This window comes from Mesorhizobium sp. J8 (genome assembly GCF_016591715.1).
Taxonomy (GTDB): Bacteria; Pseudomonadota; Alphaproteobacteria; order Rhizobiales; family Rhizobiaceae; genus Mesorhizobium.
Window position 1 is genome coordinate 6,201,926 of record NZ_AP024109.1, and the last position, 25,985, is coordinate 6,227,910.

33 protein-coding genes are annotated in these 25,985 nt (G+C 63.9%); 16 read left to right on the forward strand and 17 right to left on the reverse strand.

Going from position 1 to position 25,985, the window contains the following annotated elements; all coding sequences use genetic code 11:
- Positions 1–68: 68 nt before the first annotated feature.
- The 3 genes from MJ8_RS29670 to MJ8_RS29680 form a co-directional block, all read right to left on the reverse strand.
- Positions 69–767 (reverse strand): DUF1013 domain-containing protein, encoded by a 699-nt coding sequence (locus MJ8_RS29670; RefSeq protein WP_201412110.1) that lies wholly within the window; start codon positions 765–767, stop codon positions 69–71.
- A gap of 254 nt (positions 768–1,021) precedes the next feature.
- Positions 1,022–1,162 carry a DUF1127 domain-containing protein gene (locus tag MJ8_RS29675; protein ID WP_071074868.1) on the reverse strand — a complete coding sequence of 47 codons (141 nt, stop codon included), beginning with the start codon at positions 1,160–1,162 and terminating at the stop codon, positions 1,022–1,024.
- Positions 1,163–1,518: 356 nt separating this feature from the next.
- Positions 1,519–2,529 (reverse strand): NAD(P)H-quinone oxidoreductase, encoded by a 1,011-nt coding sequence (locus tag MJ8_RS29680; protein WP_201412111.1) that lies wholly within the window; start codon positions 2,527–2,529, stop codon positions 1,519–1,521.
- Positions 2,530–2,638: 109 nt separating this feature from the next.
- Here MJ8_RS29680 and MJ8_RS29685 point away from each other — a divergent pair, with 109 nt between their 5' ends.
- From MJ8_RS29685 to MJ8_RS29695, 3 genes are all read left to right on the forward strand, one after another.
- Entirely contained in the window at positions 2,639–2,833 is a 195-nt protein-coding gene (locus MJ8_RS29685; RefSeq protein ID WP_040998812.1) for a DUF1192 domain-containing protein, read from the forward strand.
- 95 nt (positions 2,834–2,928) lie between these two features.
- Positions 2,929–4,176: an MFS transporter gene (locus MJ8_RS29690; RefSeq protein ID WP_201412112.1), complete on the forward strand. Its 1,248-nt coding sequence runs from the start codon at positions 2,929–2,931 to the stop codon at positions 4,174–4,176.
- 32 nt (positions 4,177–4,208) lie between these two features.
- The gene (locus MJ8_RS29695; protein ID WP_040998815.1) at positions 4,209–4,484 is read left to right on the forward strand and encodes an ArsR/SmtB family transcription factor; all 276 of its coding nucleotides are present in this window, start codon (positions 4,209–4,211) and stop codon (positions 4,482–4,484) included.
- A 200-nt stretch (positions 4,485–4,684) separates the two neighbouring features.
- Here the strand turns inward: MJ8_RS29695 and MJ8_RS29700 are convergent, their stop codons facing one another.
- The 4 genes from MJ8_RS29700 to MJ8_RS29715 all read right to left on the reverse strand — a co-directional run bounded on the left by MJ8_RS29700 (position 4,685) and on the right by MJ8_RS29715 (position 7,073).
- Positions 4,685–5,149: an SRPBCC family protein gene (locus MJ8_RS29700; RefSeq protein WP_201412113.1), complete on the reverse strand. Its 465-nt coding sequence runs from the start codon at positions 5,147–5,149 to the stop codon at positions 4,685–4,687.
- An 11-nt stretch (positions 5,150–5,160) separates the two neighbouring features.
- Entirely contained in the window at positions 5,161–5,496 is a 336-nt protein-coding gene (locus MJ8_RS29705) for an ArsR/SmtB family transcription factor (protein ID WP_041011211.1), read from the reverse strand.
- A gap of 6 nt (positions 5,497–5,502) precedes the next feature.
- Entirely contained in the window at positions 5,503–6,159 is a 657-nt protein-coding gene (locus MJ8_RS29710) for a glutathione S-transferase family protein (protein ID WP_201412114.1), read from the reverse strand.
- A gap of 86 nt (positions 6,160–6,245) precedes the next feature.
- Positions 6,246–7,073 carry an alpha/beta fold hydrolase gene (locus MJ8_RS29715; protein ID WP_201412115.1) on the reverse strand — a complete coding sequence of 276 codons (828 nt, stop codon included), beginning with the start codon at positions 7,071–7,073 and terminating at the stop codon, positions 6,246–6,248.
- Between the two features lie 91 nt (positions 7,074–7,164).
- On the opposite strand from MJ8_RS29715, the gene MJ8_RS29720 reads away from it, so the two are divergent.
- On the forward strand, positions 7,165–7,683 hold the full coding sequence (locus MJ8_RS29720) for a winged helix-turn-helix transcriptional regulator (RefSeq protein WP_201412116.1): 519 nt from the start codon (positions 7,165–7,167) through the stop codon (positions 7,681–7,683).
- A 169-nt stretch (positions 7,684–7,852) separates the two neighbouring features.
- Here MJ8_RS29720 and MJ8_RS29725 read toward each other — a convergent pair whose 3' ends face one another.
- The 4 genes from MJ8_RS29725 to MJ8_RS29740 all read right to left on the reverse strand — a co-directional run bounded on the left by MJ8_RS29725 (position 7,853) and on the right by MJ8_RS29740 (position 9,745).
- Positions 7,853–8,254, reverse strand: a complete 402-nt coding sequence (locus tag MJ8_RS29725) for a hypothetical protein (protein ID WP_095816725.1) — start codon at positions 8,252–8,254, stop codon at positions 7,853–7,855.
- 159 nt (positions 8,255–8,413) lie between these two features.
- Positions 8,414–8,578 (reverse strand): arginase family protein, encoded by a 165-nt coding sequence (locus tag MJ8_RS29730; protein WP_412177081.1) that lies wholly within the window; start codon positions 8,576–8,578, stop codon positions 8,414–8,416.
- A 122-nt stretch (positions 8,579–8,700) separates the two neighbouring features.
- Positions 8,701–8,883 (reverse strand): 50S ribosomal protein L32, encoded by a 183-nt coding sequence (gene rpmF / locus MJ8_RS29735; RefSeq protein WP_006203806.1) that lies wholly within the window; start codon positions 8,881–8,883, stop codon positions 8,701–8,703.
- Between the two features lie 154 nt (positions 8,884–9,037).
- Positions 9,038–9,745 (reverse strand): biosynthetic peptidoglycan transglycosylase, encoded by a 708-nt coding sequence (locus tag MJ8_RS29740; protein ID WP_201415622.1) that lies wholly within the window; start codon positions 9,743–9,745, stop codon positions 9,038–9,040.
- Between the two features lie 128 nt (positions 9,746–9,873).
- On the opposite strand from MJ8_RS29740, the gene MJ8_RS29745 reads away from it, so the two are divergent.
- On the forward strand, positions 9,874–10,791 hold the full coding sequence (locus MJ8_RS29745) for a polyprenyl synthetase family protein (protein ID WP_201412117.1): 918 nt from the start codon (positions 9,874–9,876) through the stop codon (positions 10,789–10,791).
- A gap of 192 nt (positions 10,792–10,983) precedes the next feature.
- Entirely contained in the window at positions 10,984–11,202 is a 219-nt protein-coding gene (locus MJ8_RS29750; RefSeq protein WP_201412118.1) for a tautomerase family protein, read from the forward strand.
- 76 nt (positions 11,203–11,278) lie between these two features.
- On the opposite strand, the gene MJ8_RS29755 is transcribed toward MJ8_RS29750, so the two are convergent.
- A complete protein-coding gene (locus MJ8_RS29755; protein WP_201412119.1) occupies positions 11,279–12,253 on the reverse strand; it encodes an alpha/beta fold hydrolase in 975 nt (324 codons plus the stop codon).
- 402 nt (positions 12,254–12,655) lie between these two features.
- On the opposite strand from MJ8_RS29755, the gene MJ8_RS29760 reads away from it, so the two are divergent.
- Positions 12,656–13,228: an HXXEE domain-containing protein gene (locus MJ8_RS29760; protein ID WP_201412120.1), complete on the forward strand. Its 573-nt coding sequence runs from the start codon at positions 12,656–12,658 to the stop codon at positions 13,226–13,228.
- 17 nt (positions 13,229–13,245) lie between these two features.
- Here MJ8_RS29760 and MJ8_RS29765 read toward each other — a convergent pair whose 3' ends face one another.
- On the reverse strand, positions 13,246–15,249 hold the full coding sequence (locus MJ8_RS29765; protein ID WP_201412121.1) for a PAS domain-containing sensor histidine kinase: 2,004 nt from the start codon (positions 15,247–15,249) through the stop codon (positions 13,246–13,248).
- 97 nt (positions 15,250–15,346) lie between these two features.
- Between MJ8_RS29765 and MJ8_RS29770 the strand changes: the two genes are divergently transcribed.
- The 3 genes from MJ8_RS29770 (at position 15,347) to MJ8_RS29780 (ending at position 18,409) form a co-directional block, all read left to right on the forward strand.
- Entirely contained in the window at positions 15,347–15,670 is a 324-nt protein-coding gene (locus MJ8_RS29770) for a hypothetical protein (RefSeq protein ID WP_201412122.1), read from the forward strand.
- Positions 15,671–15,684: 14 nt separating this feature from the next.
- Complete coding sequence (locus MJ8_RS29775) at positions 15,685–15,903, forward strand: hypothetical protein (protein WP_201412123.1); 219 nt, start codon at positions 15,685–15,687, stop codon at positions 15,901–15,903.
- 172 nt (positions 15,904–16,075) lie between these two features.
- Positions 16,076–18,409, forward strand: a complete 2,334-nt coding sequence (locus tag MJ8_RS29780; protein ID WP_201412124.1) for a response regulator — start codon at positions 16,076–16,078, stop codon at positions 18,407–18,409.
- On the opposite strand, the gene MJ8_RS29785 is transcribed toward MJ8_RS29780, so the two are convergent.
- From MJ8_RS29785 to MJ8_RS29795, 3 genes are all read right to left on the reverse strand, one after another.
- Entirely contained in the window at positions 18,410–19,270 is an 861-nt protein-coding gene (locus MJ8_RS29785; RefSeq protein WP_201412125.1) for a lytic transglycosylase domain-containing protein, read from the reverse strand. It abuts the gene before it with no gap.
- Positions 19,271–19,274: 4 nt separating this feature from the next.
- Positions 19,275–20,525 carry a flavodoxin-dependent (E)-4-hydroxy-3-methylbut-2-enyl-diphosphate synthase gene (ispG, locus tag MJ8_RS29790; RefSeq protein ID WP_201412126.1) on the reverse strand — a complete coding sequence of 417 codons (1,251 nt, stop codon included), beginning with the start codon at positions 20,523–20,525 and terminating at the stop codon, positions 19,275–19,277.
- A gap of 251 nt (positions 20,526–20,776) precedes the next feature.
- Positions 20,777–20,956, reverse strand: a complete 180-nt coding sequence (locus tag MJ8_RS29795) for a YdcH family protein (RefSeq protein WP_040998838.1) — start codon at positions 20,954–20,956, stop codon at positions 20,777–20,779.
- A gap of 233 nt (positions 20,957–21,189) precedes the next feature.
- Between MJ8_RS29795 and MJ8_RS29800 the strand changes: the two genes are divergently transcribed.
- The 3 genes from MJ8_RS29800 (at position 21,190) to MJ8_RS29810 (ending at position 23,184) form a co-directional block, all read left to right on the forward strand.
- Positions 21,190–21,393, forward strand: coding sequence for a YdcH family protein (locus tag MJ8_RS29800; RefSeq protein WP_040985243.1), 204 nt, complete (start codon positions 21,190–21,192; stop codon positions 21,391–21,393).
- Between the two features lie 220 nt (positions 21,394–21,613).
- Positions 21,614–22,111 carry a 5-(carboxyamino)imidazole ribonucleotide mutase gene (gene purE, locus MJ8_RS29805; RefSeq protein ID WP_201412127.1) on the forward strand — a complete coding sequence of 166 codons (498 nt, stop codon included), beginning with the start codon at positions 21,614–21,616 and terminating at the stop codon, positions 22,109–22,111.
- On the forward strand, positions 22,108–23,184 hold the full coding sequence (locus MJ8_RS29810) for a 5-(carboxyamino)imidazole ribonucleotide synthase (RefSeq protein WP_201412128.1): 1,077 nt from the start codon (positions 22,108–22,110) through the stop codon (positions 23,182–23,184). The genes purE and MJ8_RS29810 overlap by 4 nt, the downstream gene beginning before the upstream one ends.
- A gap of 6 nt (positions 23,185–23,190) precedes the next feature.
- Here the strand turns inward: MJ8_RS29810 and MJ8_RS29815 are convergent, their stop codons facing one another.
- Positions 23,191–23,613: a lysozyme inhibitor LprI family protein gene (locus MJ8_RS29815; protein WP_201412129.1), complete on the reverse strand. Its 423-nt coding sequence runs from the start codon at positions 23,611–23,613 to the stop codon at positions 23,191–23,193.
- A 243-nt stretch (positions 23,614–23,856) separates the two neighbouring features.
- Between MJ8_RS29815 and ykgO the strand changes: the two genes are divergently transcribed.
- The 3 genes from ykgO to MJ8_RS29830 all read left to right on the forward strand — a co-directional run bounded on the left by ykgO (position 23,857) and on the right by MJ8_RS29830 (position 25,923).
- Positions 23,857–23,982, forward strand: coding sequence for a type B 50S ribosomal protein L36 (gene ykgO, locus MJ8_RS29820; RefSeq protein ID WP_040974291.1), 126 nt, complete (start codon positions 23,857–23,859; stop codon positions 23,980–23,982).
- Between the two features lie 137 nt (positions 23,983–24,119).
- Positions 24,120–24,740, forward strand: coding sequence for a tetratricopeptide repeat protein (locus MJ8_RS29825; RefSeq protein WP_201412130.1), 621 nt, complete (start codon positions 24,120–24,122; stop codon positions 24,738–24,740).
- 121 nt (positions 24,741–24,861) lie between these two features.
- Positions 24,862–25,923, forward strand: a complete 1,062-nt coding sequence (locus MJ8_RS29830; RefSeq protein WP_201412131.1) for an alpha/beta fold hydrolase — start codon at positions 24,862–24,864, stop codon at positions 25,921–25,923.
- Positions 25,924–25,985 lie beyond the last annotated feature (62 nt).

Sequence of the window (25,985 nt, forward strand, 5' to 3'; positions counted from 1 at the left end):
CCTCCCAAGCCATTGTCCAACAAAAAAGCCCGCTCGAAAGCGGGCTTTTTTGTTGGACGCCGAGAGGCTTACTCCTGATCGTCGTCTTCGTCCTTGTCCTTCGACTTGAGCGCCGAAAGCTTGGCGAAGACGGCGTTGGCGTCGAGCTCCTGATCTTCGTCCTTCAGCTTCTCCGGCGTCGGCACCAGCCGTTCGGTGAGTGCGGCGGGCAGTAACGTGTCGCCGACGGGCTGCGGCTGCTCGCGGCCGCGTGAGGCACGGTTGACCTCGAGGTCGAGGTCGATCTGCGAGGTGAGGCCGAGCGTCACCGGATCCATCGGCTGCAGGTTGGCCGAGTTCCAGTGCTTGCGTTCCCTAATCTGCTCGATCGTCGACTTGGTGGTGCCCACGAGACGGGCGATCTGCGCATCCTTGAGCTCGGGATGGTTGCGCACCAGCCACAGGATGGCGTTCGGCCGGTCCTGGCGCTTCGACAGCGGCGTGTAGCGCGGACCCTTGCGCTTCGATTCCGGCACCCGCACCTTCGGCTCCGACAGCTTCAGCCGGTAATTGACGTCCTTCTCGCCGCGCGCGATCTCGTCTCGCGTCAGCTGCCCGGTGATGATCGGGTCCATGCCCTTGATGCCCTGCGCCGACTCGCCGTCCGCGATCGCCTTGACCTCGAGCGGATGCAGCCCGCAGAACTGCGCGATCTGTTCGAAGGAAAGCGCGGTGTTGTCGACCAGCCAGACGGCGGTCGCCTTGGGCATCAGCAGCGTATTGGCCATATCAAAAATCCTTCTCGTTCGCCCGCGTTCCCGCGCGGGCGGTGGTTTTAGAGCCACCAAAATGGGAAATTCGCGGCCTGTATAAACGCTCCCTCCGATTTTCGCAATGTTTTTGGGAAAGACTCGATTCACGGCCCTGAAAAGACAAAACCCGCTGGACGGGGTCCAGCGGGCTCGGAACCGGAAACGAAGCAAGCGTCTCGACGGCTCTGGCTTTCAAGACGCGGCCCGGCCTTGCGGTCGGGCGGCGTCCGTTACACAGCCTGGCGGGCGATGCGCTCGATGTCGGCGCGGTTGATGCCGAGGTCGCTGAGCTGACGGGCATTGAGCTTGTTCAGCTCGCGCACGGTTTCGTTGTACATGCGCCACTTACGGAAAGCACGGATCGGGTTCATTTCAGTTTCTCCAGTCATTTGATGAAATCGTCTGATGGCGCGTAAATAGGCATGCCTGCCCAAGAAATGAACGGACGCTTTTGCATGGCCGCAATGCATTTTGTGCATTGCACCATTAAGGATTCGTTCAGCTTGGAACTGGGACACGCGCCGACGCCAGGATGGTCGAGATTCAGGTCAGGCCGCGTCGAAAATGATGGACTTCGAGAACCGTAGCGGAGCGTACATCCGCATGTTCCGGAAAAGTGGTTTTCCGGTTTTCCGACAAGGACATGCGGCAACCAAAAACTACGTGAGCACCGGAAGCGCAGAAGCCCGGCATTTGCAGGCCGGCCTCACCTGAATAGCGACCGATCCTACCCGACGTCGAGGACGATCTTGCCTATATGCTCGCCCTCTTCCATCCGCTCATGCGCCCGCCAAGCCTCGCTCAGCGGAAAGATCATGTCCATGACGGGCGCCACCTTGCGTGTGCCGAGCAGCGGCCACACCTGCGCCTCCAGCGCGGCCGCGATGGCAGCCTTGAACTCGACGGTGCGCGGCCGGAGCGTCGAGCCGGTATGGGTCAGGCGCTTCACCATCAGCGTCGCGAAATTGGTGCTTGCGACAGCGCCGGCCTGCACCGCGATCTGGACGATGCGCCCCTCGACGGCCGCGGCTTCGTAATTGCGCGCGACATAGTCGCCGCCGACCATGTCGAGGATGACGTCGACGCCTTTCTCGTCGGTCGCATCCTTGACCGCGGCGACGAAGTCCTCCTCGCGATAGTTGATCGCCCGCCCGGCGCCGAGCCTCAGGCAGGCGTCGCATTTCTCCTTGCTGCCGGCGGTGGTGATCACAGTGGCGCCGAAGGCCGAGGCCAACTGGATGGCGGTGGTGCCGATGCCGGACGAGCCGCCATGGACGAGCAGCGTCTCGTCCTTCTTCAGCCCGCCGCGCTCGAACACATTGTGCCAGACGGTGAAATAGTTCTCCGGCACGGCGGCGGCCTCCGAATAGGTGAAGCCGGCCGGGATCGGCAGCACGCTGCCGGCATGGACCTTGACATATTCGGCATAGCCGCCGCCCGGCGTCAGCGCGCAGACCCGGTCGCCGATGCGCCAGCGCGATATCTCGTCGCCGAGCGCCGCGATTTCGCCGGCCACCTCCAATCCAGGCAGGTCAGAGGCGCCGGGCGGCGGCGGATAGGCGCCCTTGCGCTGCTGGACGTCCGGCCGGTTGACGCCGGCCGCATGCACCCGGATCAGCACCTCGCCGGGGCCGGGCACCGGCACGTCGCGTGTTTCCGGCTTGAGCACCCTTGGCCCGCCGGGCTGCGAGATCGCAATGGCCGTCATCTTCGCCGGAATCTTGTGATTGTTCGCCATGGCTGTCCGGTCTCCTCGAATCCCGTCTTGAGTGGTTTGCATCGGCGCCCCTGCCCTATGTATGCTGATTGCCAAATCAGGCAAATGGCCAAGTAAGGGAGAAGCGACGATGGCGATCTTCGACGACGAACCCAGGAAGAAGCCGCGCCCGCACGAGATCGGCCAGGACCTCTCGCTGCTTTCCGTCGACGAATTGTCCGAGCGCATTGCGATGCTGCGTGACGAGATTGCCCGGCTGGAAGAGGCACGGGCCGCCAAGGGGGCAACCAAATCCGCGGCCGAGGCGCTGTTTCGTAGAGGATAGTTCCGCCGGCGTGCCAGTCCGCCCCGGAAAAGCCTGATTGCGACTGCCAGACGCTGAAACAGACCTGCGCCCCGAGATTCCAGCCGGATCAGTCCATGTTCGCAACCTACAGACCGATCCTCTCGCTGCTTCGCGGCACGGCGTTCCTGCTTGCCGCATCCGGCCTGCACGGGCTGCTGCTGCCGCTGCGCGGTCAGGTGGAAGGCTTTTCGACCGCATCGCTCGGCCTGATGGGCACGGCCTGGGCCGGCGGCTTCGTTACCGGCTGCTTCTTCGCGCCGCGGCTTGTTCGCCGCGCCGGCCATGTCAGGGCCTTCGGCACCTTCGCCGCGTCCGGCGCGATCATCGCGCTGCTCACCGGCCTCATCATCGACGAATATGTCTGGATCCTCTTGCGCGCCTTCACCGGCTTCACCATGGCCGGCGCCTTCATGGTGATCGAGAGCTGGCTGAACGAAAAGGCCACCAACGAGAACCGCGGCACCGTCTTCGGTCTCTATATGATGGTCACCTATGCCTCGATCATGGGCGGCCAGATGATCGTGGCCGGCGGCGACGTGCGCTCGGCTTCGCTGTTCATGATCACCGGCATCCTGTTTTGCCTGTCGCTCATTCCGACGGCGGTGTCGACGCAGTCGCATCCAAAACCCCTGCAGGACGTCAAGCTCGACGTCAAAGGCCTCTACGCCAATTCGCCGGTGTCGGCGGTGGCCTGCCTTTTGATCGGCATCGCCAACGGCGCCTGGGGCACGCTCGGCGCCGTCTATGGCGCCCGCATCGGCATCTCCACCGCCGAGATCGCGCTGATGATGAGCCTCGTGGTCATCGCCGGCGCCGCCATGCAGCTTCCGGCCGGGCGCCTGTCGGACACGACCGACCGCCGCTTCGTGCTGGCGGGTGCTGCCTTCGGCGCGGCGCTGGTCGCGATGCTGATCTTCCTGTTCGCGCCGCGTTCCGGCGTCTTCGTCATCGTCATGACCGCCGCCTATGGCGCCTTCGCTTATACGCTCTATTCGATCGCCGTCGCGCATGCCAACGACCACGCCCGCGCCGAGGACTTCGTCAAGGTCTCCGGCGGGCTGCTCCTGCTCTATGGCTTCGGCACGATGATCGGCCCGCTTTTGGCCGCGGCGCTGATGGGCTCGGTGCGTCCGGAGGGGCTTTTCCTGGCGACCGCGCTCGCGCATCTCAGTCTTGCCGGCTATACGCTGCTGCGTATCCGCGCCCGCGCGCCGGTGCCGATCGAAAACCGCGACGCCTTCAAGACGCAACCTGCGGACCGCGCGGTCACCCCCGAGGCAACCCGGCTCGATCCGCGCAGAAAGGTTGAAACCAATAGTTGAGATTCGCAAGACTTTGCCTCACAAATAAAGGCATGATGTTTTCTGACGCCTTCGTGGCGATAGCCGATCCCAATCGGCGCTATCTCTTGGAAGAACTCCGGCGCGGCCCGAAGACGGTGAACGAATTGGCGGCCGGGTTGCCCGTCTCACGCCCGGCGGTTTCCCAGCATCTGAAGGTTCTGCTCGACGCCGGCCTGGTCAATGCCAAGGCCGAAGGCACACGGCGCGTCTATACTGTCAGCAGCGCCGGATTCCTCAGGCTCAACATCTGGCTCGACCAGTTCTGGGAAACAGCGCCGGGGGAATAGTCTTTGGCCGTTAAAGCACGTCGCTCGAAACTGCAGTGGTCCGAGACAACGATATGCGCCGCGTAAGGAAAACCAAAGCGATGCGCTTTGGCTTGAGCAATTCCAGGAAAAATGTGAGCGGTTTTCCGTCTGGAATTGCATAAAAACAGAGAGATAGAGCGGTTCGCCGTTTCCGTGAAACGGTGAAACGCTCTTGAGCCTCAACTTGCCGGTTCCAGTGCTGTCCCGAGCGCGTCGAGCAGTTCGCCGGTACCATGCTCGCGGGTGGCCGACGTGTCGATGCCGTCGAAGAAGGCGCCCTGCTCCGTCAGGATCAGCCGCGTTCCCTTGCCTTCAGGGATAAGCTCGATCGTCGCGAGCGACACCGAGACCCGGATTTCGCCGAACAGGAGCTCATAGCTGTAGACGATGCGCCGGTTGGGCACGATATCCTGATAGACCGCGTTGTAGAAATGCATCTGTCCGTCGCTGGGACAGCCGGCATTCACCTCCTTGCCGCCGACACGGAAATCCATCTCATGCCGGCTGGGCATCGGGTTGTCGGGGTCGACGAACCAGCGCTTCTTCGCCGCCGGGTCGCTCAGCGCGAAATAAACCTTCTCCGGCGCCGCCGGATAGAAGCGCTCGATGACGAAGGTGGAATGGACGACGGATCGTTCGGTCATGACGGGACCCTTCAGCTTTCATCTTTTGTTTCGGCGAGGAAATCGCCGAGGCGGTCGAGCCGGCGCTCCCACGCGAGCCGCCGCTCGTTGATCCAGCGCTCGGCGGCCCGGAGCGCCTGTGGCTCGATCCGGCAGGTTCGAACCCGGCCAAGCTTTTCGGTCCTGACCAGGCCGCTTGCCTCGAGCACGTTGAGATGCTGGACGACGGCCGAAAGCGACATCGCCAGCGGTTCCGCCAGCTGGCTGACCGATGCCGGCCCGCGCGACAGACGGTCCACCATCTGGCGCCGCGCCGGATCGGCGAGTGCCTGGAACATCAGATCGAGCTGGGCGGGATCGTGCAGCATCGCGCTCTAGCCGTTGTTATAGGGGAAGAGCTTGAAGTAGGGTCCCGCTTCCTCGATGACGCGGGCGAAGGACGGGCGCGCGAGCAGCCGGTCGTGGTAGCGTTTCACCGCCGGGTACTTGTCGCCGAACGGCTCGACCTTGTTGGCATAGAACAGCGCCGGCGAGGCGGCGCAGTCGGCCATGGTGAAGCTTTCGCCCACCGCCCAGGTCTTGTCCTGCATCTCCTCCTCGACAATGGCGTAGGAATTGCGCAGTTGCGCCCGGGCCTCCTCGACGCCGAACGGATCGGTCTTGTCCCTCGGCCGCAGTCTGTCGCCGACGATCTTCTGCATCGGATGCTGCACGTAGAAATCGTAGAAGCGGTCCGCCTGGCGGACCTGCAAGGCGAGATCAACGTCGGCGGGGATGAGCTCGACCGGCCCGGGATAATGCGCGGCGAGATATTCGACGACGATGGTCGATTCCAGCACCGTGCGGTCCCGCGCATCGTCGCGCAGCGCCGGCATCTTGCCGGTCGGCGACACCCTCAGGAAGGCGGCGCGGGAAGCATCGTCGCCGAGGTCGACGATGACGGGCTCGAAAGGCGTGTCATTCTCGTAGAACGCGATCAGCGGCTTCCAGCAGAACGAGGCCAGCGGGTGGAAATGCAACGTCAGGGACATGCTTGCTCTCTTTGATACTTAAGTGATCACTTCACTATTGTCCCGGGCGGCATGAGTCAAGGCAGCTTCGTATAGCTTCATATAGGCTAGCCGTGTGCGGCGATGGCTTCGACGATCTGCGGCCAGTCGTTGCGGTGCAGTTCATGGCCACCGCCTTCGATCTTGACCAGCCTTGCTCCCGCAACGGCCTTTGCCAGCGCTTCGCCATGCTCGACCGGGAAGAGCGGATCGGCGGTGCCGTGGATGACGAGAAGCGGCGCGGTCAGGTTTCGCACCGTGCGCTCCGGACCGCCGCCCTTGAGCAGGAAATGGTTGGTCGCGCTGGCTAGGCCGCCGGAACGATCGTAGTCCGCCTCGATCATCGCGCGCGTCCGTTTCTCGTCGAACGGATGCAGCGTGCTGGCGATCGCGCGGGCGTCCTCGACCATGAAGTCGAGCACCTGCCGCCGGTTCGACCAGTCGACGTCGCCGCCTTGCGCCGAATGCTCCCTATAGGCTTCAGTCATTCCGGGCAGGCCGGACGTGTCGACGCCGAGCGGCGAAGAGGAGATCACGGTGAGCGCGCTGACGCGTTCGGGATATTTCAGCGCCATGCTCTGCGCGAGCATGCCGCCCATCGACATGCCGACGACATGCGCCTTGGCGACGCCATGCTCGTCGAGCACGCGGGCCGCATCGTCCACCATGTCCTCGAAGGTGTAGGTCGGCGCGCCCGGCAGATATTTGGTCGACAGGCCGGTGTCGCGATTGTCGTAGCGGATGACGAAGCGGCCGCGCCCGGCAAGCTGCCGGCAGAAGGCTTCGGGCCACCACAGCATCGAAGCCATGGCGCCCATGATCAGAAGGATCGGCGGATCTTTCGGACTGCCGAAAGTCTCCGAAACGATGTCGGGACGCTGCGCTGGGCTGGTCATCTGCTCCTCCAGTCCGATTGCATTTTGCAATCAGTTGCACGATAATAAAACCGATATCATAATGCAACTGGTTTTTCTGGAGACAGTACGCATGAGCATCGACCGTCGGTCCGGTTGCCCGATCAATCTGTCGCTTGAGGTCTTCGGCGACCGCTGGAGCCTGATCATCCTGCGCGACATGATCTTCGGCGGGCGGCGCCATTTTCGCGAGTTGCTCAACGGATCGCTGGAAGGCATCGCCTCCAACATCCTGGCCGACCGGCTGAAGCGGCTGATGGAGCTCGGGCTGCTGACCAAGGCCGACGATCCCAGCCACAAGCAGAAGGCCATCTACAGCCTGACCGAGATGGCGATCACGCTCGTCCCGATCATGGCGCAGCTCGGGGCGTGGGGACGGGTCTGGCTGCCCGTCACGGAAGAATTGTCGATCCGTGCCGAGCTGCTCGAAAAAGGCGGCCCGCCGCTATGGGATCAATTCATGGACGAACTGCGCCACGAGCATCTGGACGCGCCGTCGAAGACGCCGCCGGGCTCGCCGACCGTGCGCCAGCAACTGCGCGCTGCCTACGAAGAAGTGGTCGCGCGGAAGGCCGAACCCGCCGCGACGTGAACGCTCCTACACAGCTGCAGCGGCCGGGATATGCCGATATTCAGGTCAGGCCGAGTCGAGAATGATGGCTTGCGAGAACCGGAGCGGAGCGTACTTGAAGTACGTCAGCACCGGAAGCGCAGGAAGCCGTCGTTCGCAGACCGGCCTCACCTGAATATCGGCACATCCGTCAGTTCAAATTGATATCCCGGCTGGCCGACCGCATCGACACCGAGAAGCCGGCCAGCACGTCGAACAGCGCGATGATCATCAGCGTGAAGAAGACCGAGTGCGCAGCACCCTTCACCAGCAGGAATTCGACTAGGAAGGCGATAAAGACCAGCGTCGACAAAAGGTGATCCAGGATCGACGCATTGGTCGTGCGCACCGATTTCGAAATCTCGACGAACAGGAAGATCAGCCCGATCAGCACCATCAGGTCGCCGAGCGTCATCGAGAACACCCCGCCCGACATCATGCGGAAGGAGAACATCTCGGTCATCCACGGATCGTCGCCGCCGCCGAACAATCCCAGCAGGCCGAGATTGTAAAGGACGAAGGGCACGATCAGCAGCGGGACGGCACCGAACATCTGGGCGACTCCAATGGGCACCCTTTTGTAAAATCCGCGGCAAGCACGCCGTCAAGGCTTTTCGCAGGCGCCGGCGAACACGCTCGAAGACCTAATGAAATAACGATGTCAGCCGGTTGCCCGGCCGACATCGCACCATCATGCCCGCGCGAAGGACCCTTAGCGCTTGAAGTAACCGGCGCGCACCGCCGCGCCGATGACGTTCAGGATGATGTGGCCGGCCGTCATCGAGGTGATCTCGTTGACATCGCGCGCCGGCGCGATCTCGACGATGTCCATGCCGACCAGTCTGCCCTTGGAGTGCTTATAGAGGGGACGGCTCAAGGCCATCCGGGCGCGAAATCAGGCCGTGCCGATTTCGGTCGGCCGCGCCGACAGGGGCGCCAAAAAGCAAAAAGACCGGCCAGAGGCCGGTCTTTTGAAACGCCCGAAACCGTGGAAGCTTCTCAGCTTTCCTTCGGCTCCAGCACCTGGCGGCCGCGATACATGCCGGTCTTCAGGTCGATGTGGTGCGGGCGGCGCATTTCGCCGGAATTCTTGTCCTCGACATAGGTCGGGGCCTTGAGAGCGTCGGCCGAGCGGCGCATGCCGCGCTTCGACGGAGAGGTTTTTCTTTTTGGAACGGCCATGGATATGCTCCACTACATGGTCAAAATGCCCCGGCAACCCTCGCGAAAGGGCCGCATCGAGGCCATAATCTGAGAAAGTCGGGTGCCTATACACGCCTTACGCCGTTTTGGCCAGCGCTGGCCGCGAATTTTTTTGTGGCGCCGCCGCTTCGTCCTAATCGAGACACCCGACATAGGCGCCGGATCGGCTGGCGCGCCTTTCTATCAGCGAGGCCAACCGCCGCAAGCCCGGTCCGGGCTTCGCCGGATTGCGCGCGATCGGATTGGGCAGGCTGACGGCCAGCAACGCCGCCTGCCGTCGCGACAATTGCTTGGCCGAGACGCCGAAATGATGCCGCGCGGCGGCCTCGATGCCGTAGATGCCCGGCCCCCATTCGGCGATGTTGAGATAGATCTCCATGATCCGCCGCTTCGACATCACCGCGTCGAAATAGACCGCCAGCGGCAGCTCGACCACCTTGCGCACGCTGCCCAATGGCCGCGACCACAGGAAAAGGTTCTTCACCGTCTGCATGGTGATGGTGGAGGCGCCGCGCGTCGCCTCGCCGGCCAGCGCGTCGTCGACCACGCCGCGCAATTCGCCGAGATCGACGCCGCGGTGGAAGCAGAACTGCCCGTCCTCCGACATGATCACCGAATGCGCCAGCACCGGCGCCACGTCGTCGATCGACACCCAGCGCCGCTCGTAGCCGGAAAAAGTCACGAGATCCTTCAGCATCAGGGTCGAGACCGGATGCACGAAGGACGGCAGGTAGAGGAAGGTGAGCACGGCCGGTATGGCCGCCAGAACGATGGCGACGACCAGGCAACGCCGGCCGAGGCGCCTCAGACCGGCGCGGTTCAGGCGCCGCGGCCGCGCCATGTCCAGCCCTTCGCTTCCATGTTCGACGATCGGTTCCGTCAAGCCGTCCCACCCATGCCTCGCCCCCATCGGCATAAAGGCGCGCGCCTGCTTGCGCAATGTCTGAGTGTCGGCTACCGGTCCCGGCCATGAGCAAAGACGACGAGATCGCCTTCGACACAGCGCTTTTCATGCGCGCCGCCGCCGTCGAGACCGAGCTGCGCCGGATCCTCGACGCGCGTCCGCTCACCGGCGAGATCGCGCGGCCCGAGCGGCTGATGGCGGCGATGCGCCATGGCGTGCTCAATGGCGGCAAGCGGCTGCGGCCTTTTCTGGTCGCGGAAAGCGCCGCGCTGTTTTCCGCCGATAATGACGCCGCGTTGCGCGTCGCGGCGGCGCTCGAATGCGTGCATTGCTATTCGCTGATCCATGACGATCTGCCTTCCATGGACGACGATGATCTGCGGCGCGGCCAGCCGACCGTGCACAAGGCCTTCGACGAGGCGACCGCGATCCTCGCCGGCGATGCGCTTTTGACTTTGGCCTTCGACATCATCGCCGACGACGCGACGTTGCTGCCGGCCGAGCGCCGCGCCACGCTCGTTCTCGCCCTTGCCCGCGCGGCCGGCGCCGGCGGCATGGTCGGCGGCCAGATGCTTGACCTCGAGGCCGAGCGCAAACGGCCGGACGAGGCCGGCATCATCACCCTGCAGGCGATGAAGACCGGCGCGCTGATCCGCTTCGCCTGCGAGGCCGGCGCGATCGTCGCCGGCGCGCCGCCCGCCGACCGTGAGCGGCTGGCGGAATTCGGCTCGGCGATCGGTCTTGCCTTCCAGCTCGCCGACGATCTGCTCGATCTCACCGCCGACGCCAAGCAGATGGGCAAGGCGACCAACAAGGACGCCGCCGCCGGTAAGGCGACTCTTGTTTCGCTGCACGGCCCCGACTGGGCGCGCGGCCAGCTCCACGGCCTGATCGACCAGGCGCATGCCCTGCTCGACCCCTATGGCGACGCGGCCGAGCTGCTCAAGCAAGCCGCGACCTTCGTGGCGACGCGCAGCAACTGACCCGTGACAGGCCGGCGGCCGATGCCGGCCGACAACGGCTCCGATTGTTCGCTCTCTCCGAATACTGCTGTCCATGGCTGGGTAATTATCCGGCGTGCGCCGCAGTCTATATCCGCTCCGGGACAACGAACTGAGACCGGCCCGCGCCGGCCATCTTCAGAGCCGTGAATCCAACCCGGAAGGAACCTGGAAATGCCCTTCGCCAACTTCAAGATGCCTGAGACCGCCCTCTCAAAAGCGCAGAAGGAGGACCTCATCCACAAGACCACGCAGATGTTCGTCGACTATTTCGGCGAGGGCGTGCGCCCGTACACCATGGTGCTGATCGAGGAAGTTCCCGACGGCGGCTATGGCCGTGCCGACGAGGTCTTCATTCTTCCCGACGCCTACCGCGCCAAGGATAGTGCCTGACTTGAACCGGGCGAGTCGCTTGCCGAGCGGCACGCCCAACTTCCGTGTCGGAGCCGATACTCGCTTTTGCCTTGGATTAGCCCCAGTTCGGCAAGCTCCGCAGGAAATCGATCATCGCGGCGTTGACCTCGTGCGGACGCTCCTGCTGGGTCCAATGCCCGCAGCCGGGCAGCATCAGCGTGTCGCGGATTTGCGGGACGAAGTTCCTGATATTGGCTAACAGTTGATCCATGCCGGGGAAGGCGACCACAAGGTCGCGGTCGCCCGCCACGTAAAGCGCGGGCACCTTGATCCGCGCGCCGGCAAAGGGCGCCATCAGTTCCCAGTTCCGGTCGATGTTGCGGTACCAGTTGAGACCCCCGGCAAAGCCGGCGCGTTGGAACTCGCCGGCGTAGAAATCGATGTCGCTTTCGCTGAGCCAGTGCGGCAGGCTTGCAGGAACCTCGGCGGCTTGCAGGAGGCGTCCGCCGTGCGGGACCATGGCAATTCCGGCGCCGCCGTCCGAAGCGTCTCCCGACACCGCGTAAAGCATGGCGCGCACCGTGGCCCGCGGGTCCCGTTCCAGCTCCGCCTCGGCAATGCCGGGTTGCTGGAAATAGAGCTGGTAGAACTGGGACTCCGCCGTTCGCGGCATGAGGCTGGTCGGACGCGCATTGCCGCGCGGCCGGAACGGCACGCTGAGGCCGACGACGGCATGGAAGCGGTCCGGCCGCAGCAGCGCGGCATGCCAGGCGACCACCGCGCCCCAGTCGTGGCCGACGATGACGGAGCTGGGGACCTCGAGAGCGTCGAGAAGGCCCACCATATCGCCGACCAGATGAAAGAGCGTGTATTGGTCGATCGCTTCCGGCCGGTCGCTCTTGCCGTAGCCTCGCATGTCGGGGGCGACGGCGCGGAAGCCCGCCGCTGCGAGCGCGCCCAGCTGATGCCGCCAGGAATACCAGGATTCAGGGAAGCCATGGCACAACAGCACCACCGGCCCTTCGCCCTGCTCCGCGACATTGAGGCGGATGCCGTTGGTTTCAATTGTCCGCTGTATAGGTTCTCTCACGGCCGCTCCTCATGCTCGCGTTCCCACTACTGATCGACGGCACGCAGCCAGAGCAACTGGCGGCTGACCTGCGGAATACCACCCTTTGGAGCGCAACTTTTATCGACTGTCTCAGGGACAGTCGCGGCAGTCAACGTCCGACGCGGATCCGCCAGCCGGATTTGGCGCGGTAGGACCGCTTCCGAACGGAAATCAGCCACCGGTCGCAGCCGACCATCCGCGCCGCGACGGTCAAGGTTATTGAGGCTTCGTTCTTTCGTCGATCACCCCGCGGTGCAGTTCCAGTGAAAAGTGGTGTTGCAGCAAATCGGCAGGGCGTCCACGCCCTCGAATGGCTCTGGCGATGCGCATCCGTTCGTGCAAGATCGCCGGCTGAACAAATGCCGGAGGACGCCGGGAACCATGCTCAAGCTGCAAGGCTGGCTGGCCGAATATTGGGTGATTGGCGCGGGGTTCATGGCTGCGTCGCTTATGGCGGCCGCGCCAATTCTCTCGCTCCCGCTGCCGCTGTTCCTGATCTTCCTGCACAGCCCGTTTTACATGGTCCATCAGGTCGAGGAGCACACCGGCGACCGGTTCCGCAAATTTGCCAACGAGCATGTCTTCGGCGGTCGCGACGCCCTGACCATCGCCTCTGTTCTCGTCATCAACCTGCCCTTCGTCTGGAGCATCAACTTGCTGGCTCTTTACGCCGCATTCCTATGGGGACCCGCCTGGGGCCTCGTCGCTCCCTATGTCATGATCGTCAACGCGCTCGCGCATCTCGTCACATCGGCGCGGCTGCGCAAATACAATCCCGGCCTCGTCACCAGCGTCCTTTTGTTTTTGCCGCTGAGCGTCGCAACGATCTGGACGATTGGCCGGACGGAAGGTCTTGTCCCGCACTTGATCGGCGCGGCTCTCGCGATCCTGCTTCACCTGGCGATCGTTGCGGTGGTGGCCGGCCGATACCGCTCTCTCGTCCCCGCCTCATAGCATGTGTGGCAACGTTGTCAGTCTTGATCCCCGGCAAGGCGGCCCTTTGTCCTCAACGGCACCACATTTGCGCTGGCCGGCTGTTCCGGCTCCGCGCTCTGCGCGGCGACTGCCATATCGGCCCGCGGCAGATAGACCGTCACCGTCGTGCCCTTGCCGACTTCGCTGTCGATCGTGACCGCGCCGCCCGACTGCTGCGCGAAGCCATAGACCTGCGCGAGCCCGAGGCCTGTGCCCTTCTCGGGCCCTTTGGTCGTGAAGAACGGTTCGAAGACCTGCGGAAGCACGTCTGGCGCAATGCCGATGCCTGTGTCAGCCACCCGTAACGCGACGAATTCACCTTGCAGGCCGGCCGCGTTATCATCGCTCGATAGCAGCATATTCTCCGCCGTGACCGTTACCAGGCCACCGTCAGGCATGGCGTCCCGCGCGTTGAAGGCAATGTTGACGAGACCAAGCTCCAGTTCGCCGGGGTCGACCTTCACCGGCCAGATTTCGGGTCCGACGGAGGCGACCAATTTCACCGATTTGCGCATGGAGCCCGCTATCATCCCGCGAACGGCTTCTATTCGCTCTGCCAGCGACACCACCTCGGCGTGGGCACCCTGCTTGCGCGAGAAGGCCAGCAGCTGGCGTGTCAATGCGGTGCCGCGCTGGAGTGCACGTTCCACGGATTCGGTCGCCCGCTTCATCTCGGGATCGGCGCCGACTTTCTTCCCCAGGCGAACATAGCTTTCGACCACCGTCAGAAGGTTGTTGAAATCATGCACGATGCTGCCGGTCAGTTGACCAAGCGCATCCATTTTCTGGGCATGAACGCGTTGCGCTTGCGCCTGCCGGAGTGCGATTTCCGCATCGCGTCGATCGGTAATGTCGCGCGTGATCTTGGCGAAGCCGATCAGTTCTCCTCGCTCGTCGCGGATCGGATCGATCACGACATTCGCCCAGAACAGCGTCCCGTCCTTGCGGACGCGATGGCCCTCGGTTTCGAAGCGCCCGTCCCGTGTTGCCGTATGGAGCGCGCGACCAGGCAAACCGGCGGCACGGTCATGCTCCGTGTAAAAAAGTGAGAAGTGCTGACCGATGATTTCTTCGGCCGTGTAGCCCTTGATGCGCTCCGCGCCGGCGTTCCAACTGGTCACCAGCCCGTTGGGATCAAGCATGAAAAGCGCATAGTCGGTCACGCCGCTCACCAGCAGGCGGAACTGGCGCTCGCTTTGACGCAAAGCTTCATGCGCCGCCCGGCGCTCGGTGATGTCGCGCGTGACTTTGGCGAATCCCTCGAGCTGGCCTGCGTCGTTATGGATCGGGGTGACGACAACCGACGCCCAGAAACGGCTGCCGTCCTTGCGGACGCGCCAGCCCTCGCCTTCATATCGCCCGTTCTGCACGGCTGCTTCGAGGACGCGCAGCGGCGTGCCCTTTGCGCGTTCTTCACGGGTATAGAATTTGGAAAAATGCTGGCCTACGATCTCCTCGGCGGCGTAGCCTTTCAGCCGCTCGGCGCCAGCGTTCCAATTGGTGATCATACCGCTTGGATCGAGCATATAGATGGCGTAGTCAGTAACTCCGTCGACAAGGATGCGGAAGCGCCGCTCGCTCTGCAGGAGCGACTGATGCGCGGCGACACGTTCGGTGATGTCTCGCGTGATCTTCGCGTAGCCCAAAAGAACGCCGTTGCGATCCAGCACCCGTTGAACAAGGCCATTCGACCAGAACCTGGTTCCGTCCTTGCGCACCCGCCACCCTTCGGCCTCGTATCTTCCCTCCGCCTTTGCCTTGGCAAGCATCTCGGTCGGAACGCCGTTCGCCTGATCTTCGGTGGTGAAAAACCGGGAAAAATGCTGTCCCAGGATTTCCGAAGCCACGTAGCCCTTGATTTTCTCCGCGCCGGTGTTCCAGCTGGTGATGAAGCCATCTGCATCGAGGGTATAGATGGCGTAATCGGCAACAGCGTCGATGAAGAATTCGAGCCGATGGCTGTCGGAAAAATGTTGCGCGTCCGTTGTGGTCAGTGGCATTGTCGAACCCGCGTTCTACGCTCGCGTTAAGCAGTTCGTCCGGTGACGCGTCAGCAGCATAGCCCCGCCGATCCGGCACAGCAACAAGCTTGGACCAATGGCGACATATTCATCCGCGCTCGCATCGAACCTGACAAACCCGGGCTATTTGTACAGCTTTGCCCCGGAAAACGATCCTGGAGACGACGAGGAAAACCCCGTCTCTCACGAACTTGGCTCTGCCGAGCATGACGAACTCCCGTACAGGGTCGAGTTGTGGAACACCGCCAAGAACGGCGTCGAACAAGTTCTTGCCGTCACGGCAAATGCCAGCATCGGCTACGCCGCTTATTACGCAGCGACGCGCGAGCATCCGGACCGTTACGTCACCTTGCGCCACAAGAACAATTTCGTTTCGAGATGGAACGGCCCGACGAACTAGGCAGAGGCCTGTCTATGACACGGAGCGCCAACTCTTCCCGTTCGGCCGAAGCGCTGCCCTATCGTATCGAGCTCTGGCACGCCGAAAGTCACGAGACCATCGAACGGGTTCTAGCACGCGCCGTTACGGCGCAGCTTGCCCGCGCCATTTTTCAAGCCGCAAGAGACGAGCATCCCCAACGGCGGATCACGCTGCGCAAGGGAAACCGTATCCTCTCCGATACGACGGAATGACCATCTGCCGTCCGGTTTCAAAGCGCTGCCCGCAAGTCCGGCGCTTGGCTTACCTGTCGCGGAGGCGATACGTCGCCTCTGCACCTGGGCAACCACCTCCCCATACGAAATCTTAATGTAAATCAAGCGTAATCCCGCCCATTAAAATTGTGCGTATGTGTTGGGGTTGCGCATGCCGGAATATTCTTCCTTCCTCCGGTCGATCCGGATCCGCTACATTTCGGGACTGCTTGTCTTCGCGCTGGCTTCGGCCGCCGTCATGTTCGCGCTCAACCGTGTGAATTCCTATCGCCACGAGGTCGATGCTCTCAGCGGCAACTTCGTCATCTTCGCGCGCGACTTGCGCAACGCCACGAATTTCGCCGAGACGACCGGCACCGCCTGGCGCAGCGAGACGCGCGACGCGCTGACCGCCGCCGCGCGCGGTCATTCCGAACGCCTGATGGCCGAGATCGGCATCTTGAACGCCCAGCTTGCCGCGATCAGGCCGCGCCTGTCGAAGGGCACTCTCAACGCGCTGGACACCGCTTCGGTCAATGGCGACCTGTTCTGGTCGGCGCGCGATATGGTGCGCAACTTCAACCTGATGGCGGTCGCCCAGAAGGTCGACGAGTGGAGCTACCGAGAGATCCGAAACCAGAACGACCTTTTCGCCCAGCCCATGCTGGTGAAGGTGCGCACCGCGCTCGACGAGGAGCGCCGCCTCGCCGATGCTTCAAGCGACCGGTTGCTGTTGTGGGCGAGCGGCCTTTTGTTCGCCGTGCTCGCCATCGCCGCGGTGCTGATCTTCCGGCCGATGGAGAACGCGATCCGCCGCGCCTTCGCCGAGACCGCAGCATCCTTGTTCAAGGCCGAGGCTGCCGACCGCGCCAAGTCCGAATTCCTCGCCAATATGAGCCACGAGATTCGCACGCCGATGAATGGCGTTCTCGGCATGGCCGAGCTGCTCGCCAAGACGGAGCTTACGCCGCGCCAGAAAACCTTCACCGACGTCATCGTCAAATCCGGCAACGCGCTGCTCACCATCATCAACGACATCCTCGATTTCTCGAAGATCAACGCCGGCCAACTCACCCTCGACCCCGCACCCTTCCGCCTGGCCGAAGCGGTCGAGGACGTGGCGACGCTGGTGTCGGCGCGCGTTGCCGAAAAGAACCTCGAGCTCATCGTGCGCGTCGATCCGCGCCTGCCGGCCTTCGTCGTCGGCGATGCCGGGCGCTTCCGCCAGATCGTCACCAACCTGCTCGGCAACGCCGTGAAGTTCACCGAAAAGGGCCATGTCCTGGTCGATGTCGGCGGCGATGTCGTCGATGGCGTGGTCCAGCTCAAGGTCCGCGTCGAGGATACTGGCATCGGCATCCCTGCCGAGAAGCTGCAAAGCGTGTTCGAGAAATTCGCCCAGGTTGACGGCTCCTCGACCCGCCGCCATGAGGGCACCGGGCTGGGTCTCGCCATATCCGCTCGTCTCGTCGACCTGATGGGCGGCAAGATCGGCGTCGAAAGCGAGATCGGCCGCGGCTCCGTCTTCTGGTTCGCAGTACCGCTGCCGGTGCACGAACAGCAGTCGCGCGACGAGCTCGTACCGATGGATGTCACCGGCGCCCGGGTGCTGGTCATCGACGACAATCCGGTCAACCGCGCGATCCTGCTGGAGCAGCTCAGAAGCTGGAGCTTCGACTGCGCGGCGGCCGAAAGCGGCGCCGTCGGACTTGCCTTCCTCGATCGCGCCTGCCAACTCGGCGCCTCGGTCGACTGCATCATCCTCGATTACCAGATGCCCGGCATGAACGGGGCCGATGTCGCGAGGGCGATTGCCGCCGACAGCCGCCTTTCCACCATTCCGGTCGTGCTGCTCACCTCGGTCGACCAGGTCGATTTCGGCAGGATGGTGATCGATTTCGGCATCGTCGCGCATCTCACCAAGCCGGCCCGCTCGGCGGTGCTGCTGGGCACCGTCATCTCCGCCATCCAGAAGGCACGCACGCAAGGCGCCAAGGCCCATTTCGTGCGCGAGCCGGTCGCGACGCAGGCCGCGCCGCCGGCCTTTACCGTCATCCGCGGCCCGGCCGTTCCGATCCCGGCCGCGCCGGAGTCGACCGCCGCCCCGAGCGGCCCGATCGATATCCTGATCGCCGAGGACAATGACGTGAACCAGCTAGTCTTCGGCCAGATCCTCAACGGCTTCGGTCTCAGCTACCGCATCGCCGGCAATGGCCGCACCGCTGTCGAGATGTACCGTTCGCTGCGCCCCCGCCTGGTGCTGATGGACGTCTCGATGCCGGAGATGAACGGCTACGAGGCGACCCGCGCCATCCGCGCCATCGAAGCGCGCAATGGCGATCACACGCCGATCATCGGCGTCACCGCGCACGCGCTCAAGGGCGATCGCGAAAAATGCATCGAAGCCGGCATGGACGACTATCTGCCCAAGCCGGTCTCGCCGGACCGCCTCGGCGCCAAGATCGGCACTTGGCTCAGCGAGACGGTGGCGGCGAAGACGGCGTAGTCACCGGTTGCGCAACACCACGCAGGCGCCGCCGACGCTTTGCAGCTTGTTGCAGATGGTGTTGGCCTCGCCGCGCGAGTCCGCGCCGATCCTGACCGCGTAGATGCCGCGCCGACCGATCGGCGTGCGCACCCGGCTCACCACCGGATCATGGCTGGCGAGCAGCGCCGGGAACCGGCTCTTGACCCTCAGCCACTGGCCGATCGCGGCCGAGCGGCGGAAATTGCCCGCCACCTGCACGCCCCACGGCTTGACGTTGATCGAAGCCATGGCGACGGTCCGCGACATGATCACCGGCAGCCGGCGACATGCGACCGCGAAACTCGTCTTGGGGTCGAGCGGCGGCACGGTGCCGGCATAGGATTTGTCGGAAAACTTGTCGACGGGCTCGCCCATGATGTCGAACACATAGCTTTCCGTCTCCATCGGCAGGAAGCCGCCGGAGGCGAGCCAGCGCGACACGCGGTTCTCGCCGGCATTGTAGGCCGCCGCCGCGAGCCCGAGATTGCCGTAGCCAGCCTTCATTTCGGCGAGATACTTCGCCGAAGCGGGGATCGCCTGCTCGATGTCGAAGGAATTGGCCAGGCCGCGCATCTTGGCGGTGCCGGGCATGAATTGTGCGATGCCTTCCGCTCCGACCGGGCTCACCGCGTTCGGATCGAAGCGGCTTTCCTTCCAGATCAGCCTGGCGAAGAAATCCTTGGGCAGGCCATTCTGCTGGGCCTGGGTTTCGATCAGGTCGCAGACACGGTCGATCAGCCGTTTGGCAGCCGATTTCGACTGCGGCGGATCGGCGGACGCGGCCGCCACCCAACTCAAGCAGAAAAGCAAGGCCAGGGTCGCCGTGAGGAAACGGTGCATCGGCCTACTCGGCCGCTGCTTTGCCGTGTCCGTAGCGCTGCTCGATATAGTCGGCGACCATCTTCTCGAAATCCTGCGCGATCGAGGGGCCGCGCAGCGTCGCCGCCTTCTTGCCGTCGATGAAGACCGGCGCCGTCGGTGTCTCGCCGGTGCCGGGCAGCGATATGCCGATATCGGCATGCTTGGATTCGCCCGGACCGTTGACGATGCAGCCCATCACCGCGACCTTGAGGTTCTCTACACCCGGATATTTCTCGCGCCAGACCGGCATGTTCTTGCGGATGTCGGCCTGGATGCTCTGGGCGAGCTCCTGGAAGACCGTGGACGTCGTGCGCCCGCAGCCGGGGCAGGCCGCGACAATCGGCACGAACTGCCGAAAACCCATGGTCTGCAGGAGTTCCTGCGACACCTGCACCTCGCGGGTGCGGTCACCATTCGGCTCCGGCGTCAGCGAGATGCGGATCGTGTCGCCGATGCCCTGCTGCAGGAGGATGCCCATCGCCGCCGACGAGGCGACGATGCCCTTTGTGCCCATGCCAGCCTCGGTGAGGCCTAGATGCAGGGCATGGTCGGAGCGGGTGGCGAGCTCGGTGTAGACCGCGATCAGGTCCTGCACGCCGCTGACCTTGGCCGACAGGATGATCTTGTCGCGGCCAAGCCCGATCTCTTCCGCCATCTCGGCCGACAGGATCGCCGACTGCACGATCGCCTCGCGCGTCACTTCCTGCGCGGTGAGCGGCGAGCCCTTCGCCTGGTTGTCGTCCATCAGCCGGGTCAAAAGCTCCTGGTCGAGCGAGCCCCAGTTGACGCCGATACGCACCGGCTTGTCATATCTGATCGCCATTTCGACGATCGCCGCGAACTGGCGGTCCTTCTTTTCCTTGAAGCCGACATTGCCGGGGTTGATGCGGTATTTGGCCAGCACCTCGGCGCAGGCCGGATGATCGGCGAGCAGCTTGTGGCCGATATAGTGAAAGTCGCCGACCAGCGGCACATCGATGCCGAGCCGCAGCAGCCGCTCATGGATGCGCGGAACCGCGGCCGCGCTCTCGTCGCGGTCGACCGTGATGCGCACGATTTCCGAGCCGGCGCGGTGCAGCGCCGCGACCTGGGCGACCGTCTGGTCGACATCGGCCGTGTCGGTGTTGGTCATCGACTGCACGACCACCGGGCCGCCGCCGCCGACGATCACGCCACCGACCGAAACGCCGACCGAGTTGCGCCGCGGAAAGGGAGAGGAAAAATATCCGGTCATGCCGGCCGCCTTCATCTGAAAGTTCCGGGCATGAGGTGGCGGAGCAAAGATGGCTTGTCAATGGCAAGCGGCGGGCAAGAGCGGCAAATCCGCTGCTCCCGATCGGCCGCCATGCGGCTAGAAGGGGCATCGGGGCGGGGGATGCGCGCCCAAAACGGTGAAAGAATTCAGTGTAAGTCACCAAGCCGGTGGCATTTCTTGCCACCGGGAGGCTGCACCGCGGCGGGAGCGGTTATGATGCCGGAGGAGTTTCAGTGTGCGGTCGGTTTCGCCTTCAGCTTTTCAATCTCGTCCTTGATTGCCAACTTGCGCCGCTTGAGAGTGGCGATCTCGAGGTCGTCTACCGAGGGATGGTTCATCGCGTCGATAAGTTCGCGCTCGATATCGCCATGCTTTCGCTGCAGCTCATCAAGATGGGATGCAAGAGACATGATTGGTTCTCCCTTTCATGGTTTCCTCGATTGCAGCCGTCGCAGGCGCCTCCACCGCAGGTTGCGACTGTGACGGCACGATGACAGTTTGCCACCAACCGACCTCGATGTCGAATGCCACGTGGTAGCATTCCACGACAAAGTGAAATGTGATAAGGGCAGCGCGCCGGTCACAAACGGACCGGCCCCGCCCAGACAGCCCGATTGGGCGATGCATACGCAGATGGTAGATAATGTCCGAACAGGAACAGGCTGAAATACGCCTTGAATATTCCCGGCTCAAACAGGAACACGCCGATTTCGACGCCGCCATCAACGCGATGATCGCCACAGGCTGTGACCCGCTTCAAATCCAGCGCATGAAGAAGAAGAAGCTGATGCTGAAAGACCGGCTGTCGGCGCTGGAAGACCGCATCATCCCCGACATCATCGCGTAAAGCATGTCTCCCGAAGTGGAGACCGGTTTCGGGATGAAGACATGCGCACAATCAAAGCCTAAAGCGCAGGGAGCGAACCTGAAAGATCGCGACGCGCTTCAGGCGCAGGGCGACGGCCAAGGCTGCGGACCCCGCCGGCCGGGAGGACCGCCGTCGCGACAATCCTTGCGCCTATCGGCGAATTCCGCTAAGGCGCGCCTTTGCCGCCGGGAGCGAAACCTTGACCGATCAGCGTGCCGACGTCGCCATCATCATGGGCAGCCAGTCCGACTGGGCGACGATGCGTCAGGCCGCGGAAACGCTGGAGGCGTTGGGCATCCCGCACAAGAGGCTGATCGTCTCGGCGCACCGCACCCCCGACCGCCTCTATGAGTTCGCCAAGGGCGCCAAGGCCGCCGGCTTCAAGGTGATCATCGCCGGCGCCGGCGGCGCGGCGCATCTGCCCGGCATGACGGCGGCGATGACGCCGCTGCCCGTCTTCGGCGTCCCGGTCGAATCCAAGGCGCTGTCGGGCCAGGATTCGCTGCTGTCCATCGTGCAGATGCCGGCCGGCATCCCGGTCGGCACGCTGGCCATCGGCAAGGCAGGCGCCGCCAATGCCGCCCTTCTCGCCGCCGCCGTGCTGGCGCTCAGCGATGACAAGCTCGCCGCCCGGCTCGACGCCTGGCGCGCGGCGCAAACCGCCAAGGTTGCCGCCGAGCCGACGGACGCCCCGTGAGCCTGGCGCCCGGATCGACCATCGGCATCATTGGCGGCGGCCAGCTTGGCCGCATGCTGGCCATGGCTGCCGCGCGCCTCGGTTACGGCACCATCGTGCTGGAGCCGCAGGCCGACTGCCCGGCCGCGCAAGTCGCCAACCGCCAGATCGTCGCCGCCTATGACGATCCGGCGGCACTTGCCGATCTGGCGGCTGCCTGCGCCGTCGTCACATACGAATTCGAGAATGTCCCGGTCGTCGCTGCCGAAACGTTGGCGGCGAGGGTTCCGGTCTATCCGCCGGCCCGCGCGCTCGACGTGGCGCAAGATCGCGTCACCGAGAAAAGTTTTTTGAACGGCATCGGCATTCCCACCGCCGAATTCTGCCCGGTCGACAACGACGACCAGCTGACCGAAGCGTTGAAGAAGTTCGGCGGCCGCGGCGTGCTGAAAACGCGCCGCATGGGCTATGACGGCAAGGGCCAGCGTGTCTTCCGCAACATGGAAACGGGCGGCTTTGCCGGCGTTTGCGAGGCGATGGGCAATGTGCCGCTTATCCTGGAATCGCTGGTCGCCTTCGAGCGCGAGATTTCGGTGATCGCCGCGCGTGGGCTGGGCGGCGCGGTCGCGGTTTACGATCCGGCCGAGAATGTTCACCGCGAAGGGATATTGCGGACCTCGACCCTGCCTGCCGGCATCGGTGGGCAAACGGCTTCAGCGGCCAAGGAGGGGGCGGCCAAAATCCTCGCCGCGCTCGATTATGTCGGCGTCATCGGCGTCGAGTTCTTCGTTCTCGCCGACGGCTCGCTGCTCGCCAACGAGCTCGCGCCGCGCGTGCACAATTCCGGCCACTGGACGGAAGCCGCTTGCGTCGTCTCGCAATTCGAGCAGCATATCCGCGCCGTCGCCGGGCTGCCGCTGGGCTCGCCTTTCCGCCATTTCGACTGCGTGATGGAAAACCTGATCGGCGACGACATGCTGAAGGTGGCGACGCTGCTTAACGAACCCGACCTGATGCTGCACCTTTATGGCAAGGCCGAGTCGCGCCCCGGCCGCAAGATGGGCCATTTCACGCGCCTCATCAGGCCCCGATAGGCGTCGCTACTGGATATCCTGGTCGTCGCCCGCGTCCGAGCCGGCGCAACTCGGATCGCTGAGCTTGCAGTTGGCGCCGGAAGTGAGCTGCTTGATGCGCTCGTCGGTAAGCTTCGTCAGGCATTGCGACACCTCCATCGGGTGGATGGAGCCGCCCTCGCTGTCGGCGGTCGAATAGGCGCATTCGGCATCGCGAAATGCGATCCAGGCGCGCTGCGCCGCCTGCAGCAGCTTGTTCGAGGCTTGGTCGTTGCTGCTGATTATATTCTTATAGGCGGCGTTGAGCTTGGCATCGGCCGCCTGGTAGTCGGCATCGGCGCAGATGTTCAGCATCGACTGGCTGTCGTCGTTGCGGTCGCAATCTTCCGCCCAGGCGGCCGGGGCGGTCGCAACCAAGACCAGACAGGCAGGCAAAAGCAGGCGGCGCATGTGCAATCTCCGGTCGCTTCGCGCTGATTCCACCATTCCAGCCGCCCTTGAGTCGCGCAATGCCATGCGGCCGGATGGCGAATATTTGATATGCCGCGCCACTTGTGGCATTCGGGCATCGTCACGTGGTTGACACGGACAACAGTCCTCGTTTATGAGCCACGCCAAGTTCAAAGGCGCGCTTTTTCCGGGCGCGCCTTTAAAATTCGGCCCGGGACGGGCCCTGACCGAACAGGCAAGACCATGAAGATCAAGAATTCGCTCAAGGCGCTCAAGGCGCGTCACCGCGACAACCGGCTGGTTCGCCGCAAGGGACGCATTTACATCATCAACAAGACCGCTCCGCGCTACAAGGCGCGCCAGGGCTGAGCCTTGCTGCGCGGCGCGATGCATGTCGCCCGAAGGAAGTGACATGCGGCAGCCGCGCTGATGTCGAACGCCGGTTCGCCGGCGCTCTCACGCTAAAATCACTTTGACGATCCGCCGTGCGGGACTAGATTCCGGCGATGCGGATTCTTTTTGCATTTTTCGCCGCCCTTTTGCTTTCCGGCACGGTTTTGCCTGCGGGGGCTGAGGAGGTGCCGGGCGCGCTGCCTCCGGATACCGCGCCGCCGGCCGCCACGCCGCCGCCAACTGCCCCGACCAAGCAAGGCCGTCTCGACCAGCTCTTCACCGAGCTGAAGCGCGAGCGCAATGAGAAGGCGGCCGAGCGCATCGCCGGCCGCATCTGGAACGAGTGGAACCAGTCGGGCAGCGCCTCGATCGACCTGATGATGCAGTGGGCGCAAAAGGCGACGGAAGACCAGAAGTTCGACGTCGCCCTCGACTTCCTCGACCAGGTCGTGACCTTGCAGCCCGACTATGCCGAGGGCTGGAACCGCCGCGCCACCGTGCATTTCCTGATGAAGAACTACGGGAAGTCGATGGCCGACATCGACCGCACCTTGCAGCTCGAGCCGCGCCATTTCGGCGCGCTTTCGGGCCTCGCCCAGATCATGACCGAGACCGGCCACAAGCAGTCGGCGCTGGAAGCCTGGCAGAAGGTGCTGGCGATCTACCCGATGATGCGCAGCGCCCAGAACCAGGTCTCGACGCTCTCGGAAGAGCTGGCCGGCGAGGGAATTTGATTTAAGGCAGTAAGGGAGTAGGGCAGTAAGGCAGTAGGGAAAGAGCTCACCAACTGCCCTACTGCCCTACTGCCCTACTGCCCCCTAAAACCAATCCAGCCTTCGCCCGTATCTCCCCTGCATGAATCTCACCTGCGCCGTCCTCCTCTTCCTCGTTGCGCTCCTCTTTGCCCTGGCCGGCATCACCCGCGTCGGCGCCCGGTCGATCGAGCGCCGCAGCCCGCCCGTCGGCGCGTTCGCCGAGATCAGGGGCGCGCGCGTCCACTATGTCCATGTCCCGGCGCCGGCCGGCGCCGACCTGCCGCCGGTCGTGTTCATCCACGGCGCCAGCGCCAATCTGAAGGACCAGATGCTGCCGCTGAAGCCCTTGCTCGAAGGCCGCGCCGAGATGCTGTTCCTCGACCGTCCGGGTTTCGGCTGGTCGGAGCGCGGCGACAACGAAACGCTTGCCGCGCAGGCCGACACGATCGCCGCGCTGATGGACCGGCTCGGCATCGCAAAGGCCGTCATCGTCGCGCATTCCTTCGGCGGCGCGATCACCACGGCTTTCGCCCGCCAGCATCCAGACAAAACAGCCGGCCTCGTCTTCGTGTCAGCCGCCACGCATCCTTGGCCGGGCGGCGCGACCGCCTGGTATTACAAGCTCACCGTCACACCGGCGATCGGCTGGCTGTTTTCCGAAACGCTCGCTTATCCGGCCGGCATGCTGCGGATCGGCGATGCCACCGCTTGCGTCTTCTCGCCCAACAAAGTGCCGGAACTCTATATCGGCGACGCCTCGATCCCGCTGGTGCTCAGGCCATCCGCTTTCCGGGCGAATGCCCGCGACGTCGCCCAGCTCTACGACTATGTCCGCGCCGCCGCACCCTCATACCGCGAGATCAAGGCGCCGACCATCGTCATCTCGGGCGACCGCGACAAGGTGGTCTACGCCACGATCCATTCCGTTGGCCTGAAGCGCGACATTCCCGGCGCCGAATTGATCTGGGTCCCAAATCTCGGCCACAAGCCGGACTGGATCGCCCCTGACCTCATCGTTGGCGCAATCCAGAAAGTCGCAGGCAAAGATGTCGATCTGCAAGCGCTGGCCAGGACCGTGGAGGGCCGGATCGCCGGCGATGCCCACAACGACGGCAAATGCCCCGACATCAAAGTGCCCGACGCCGAGCTCGCGCCGGGCTGAAATTTTCGGGAATTGGCTCCTGAATGCCACGGCGAGACGGTCAGCTATGTCGGGATTCAGGT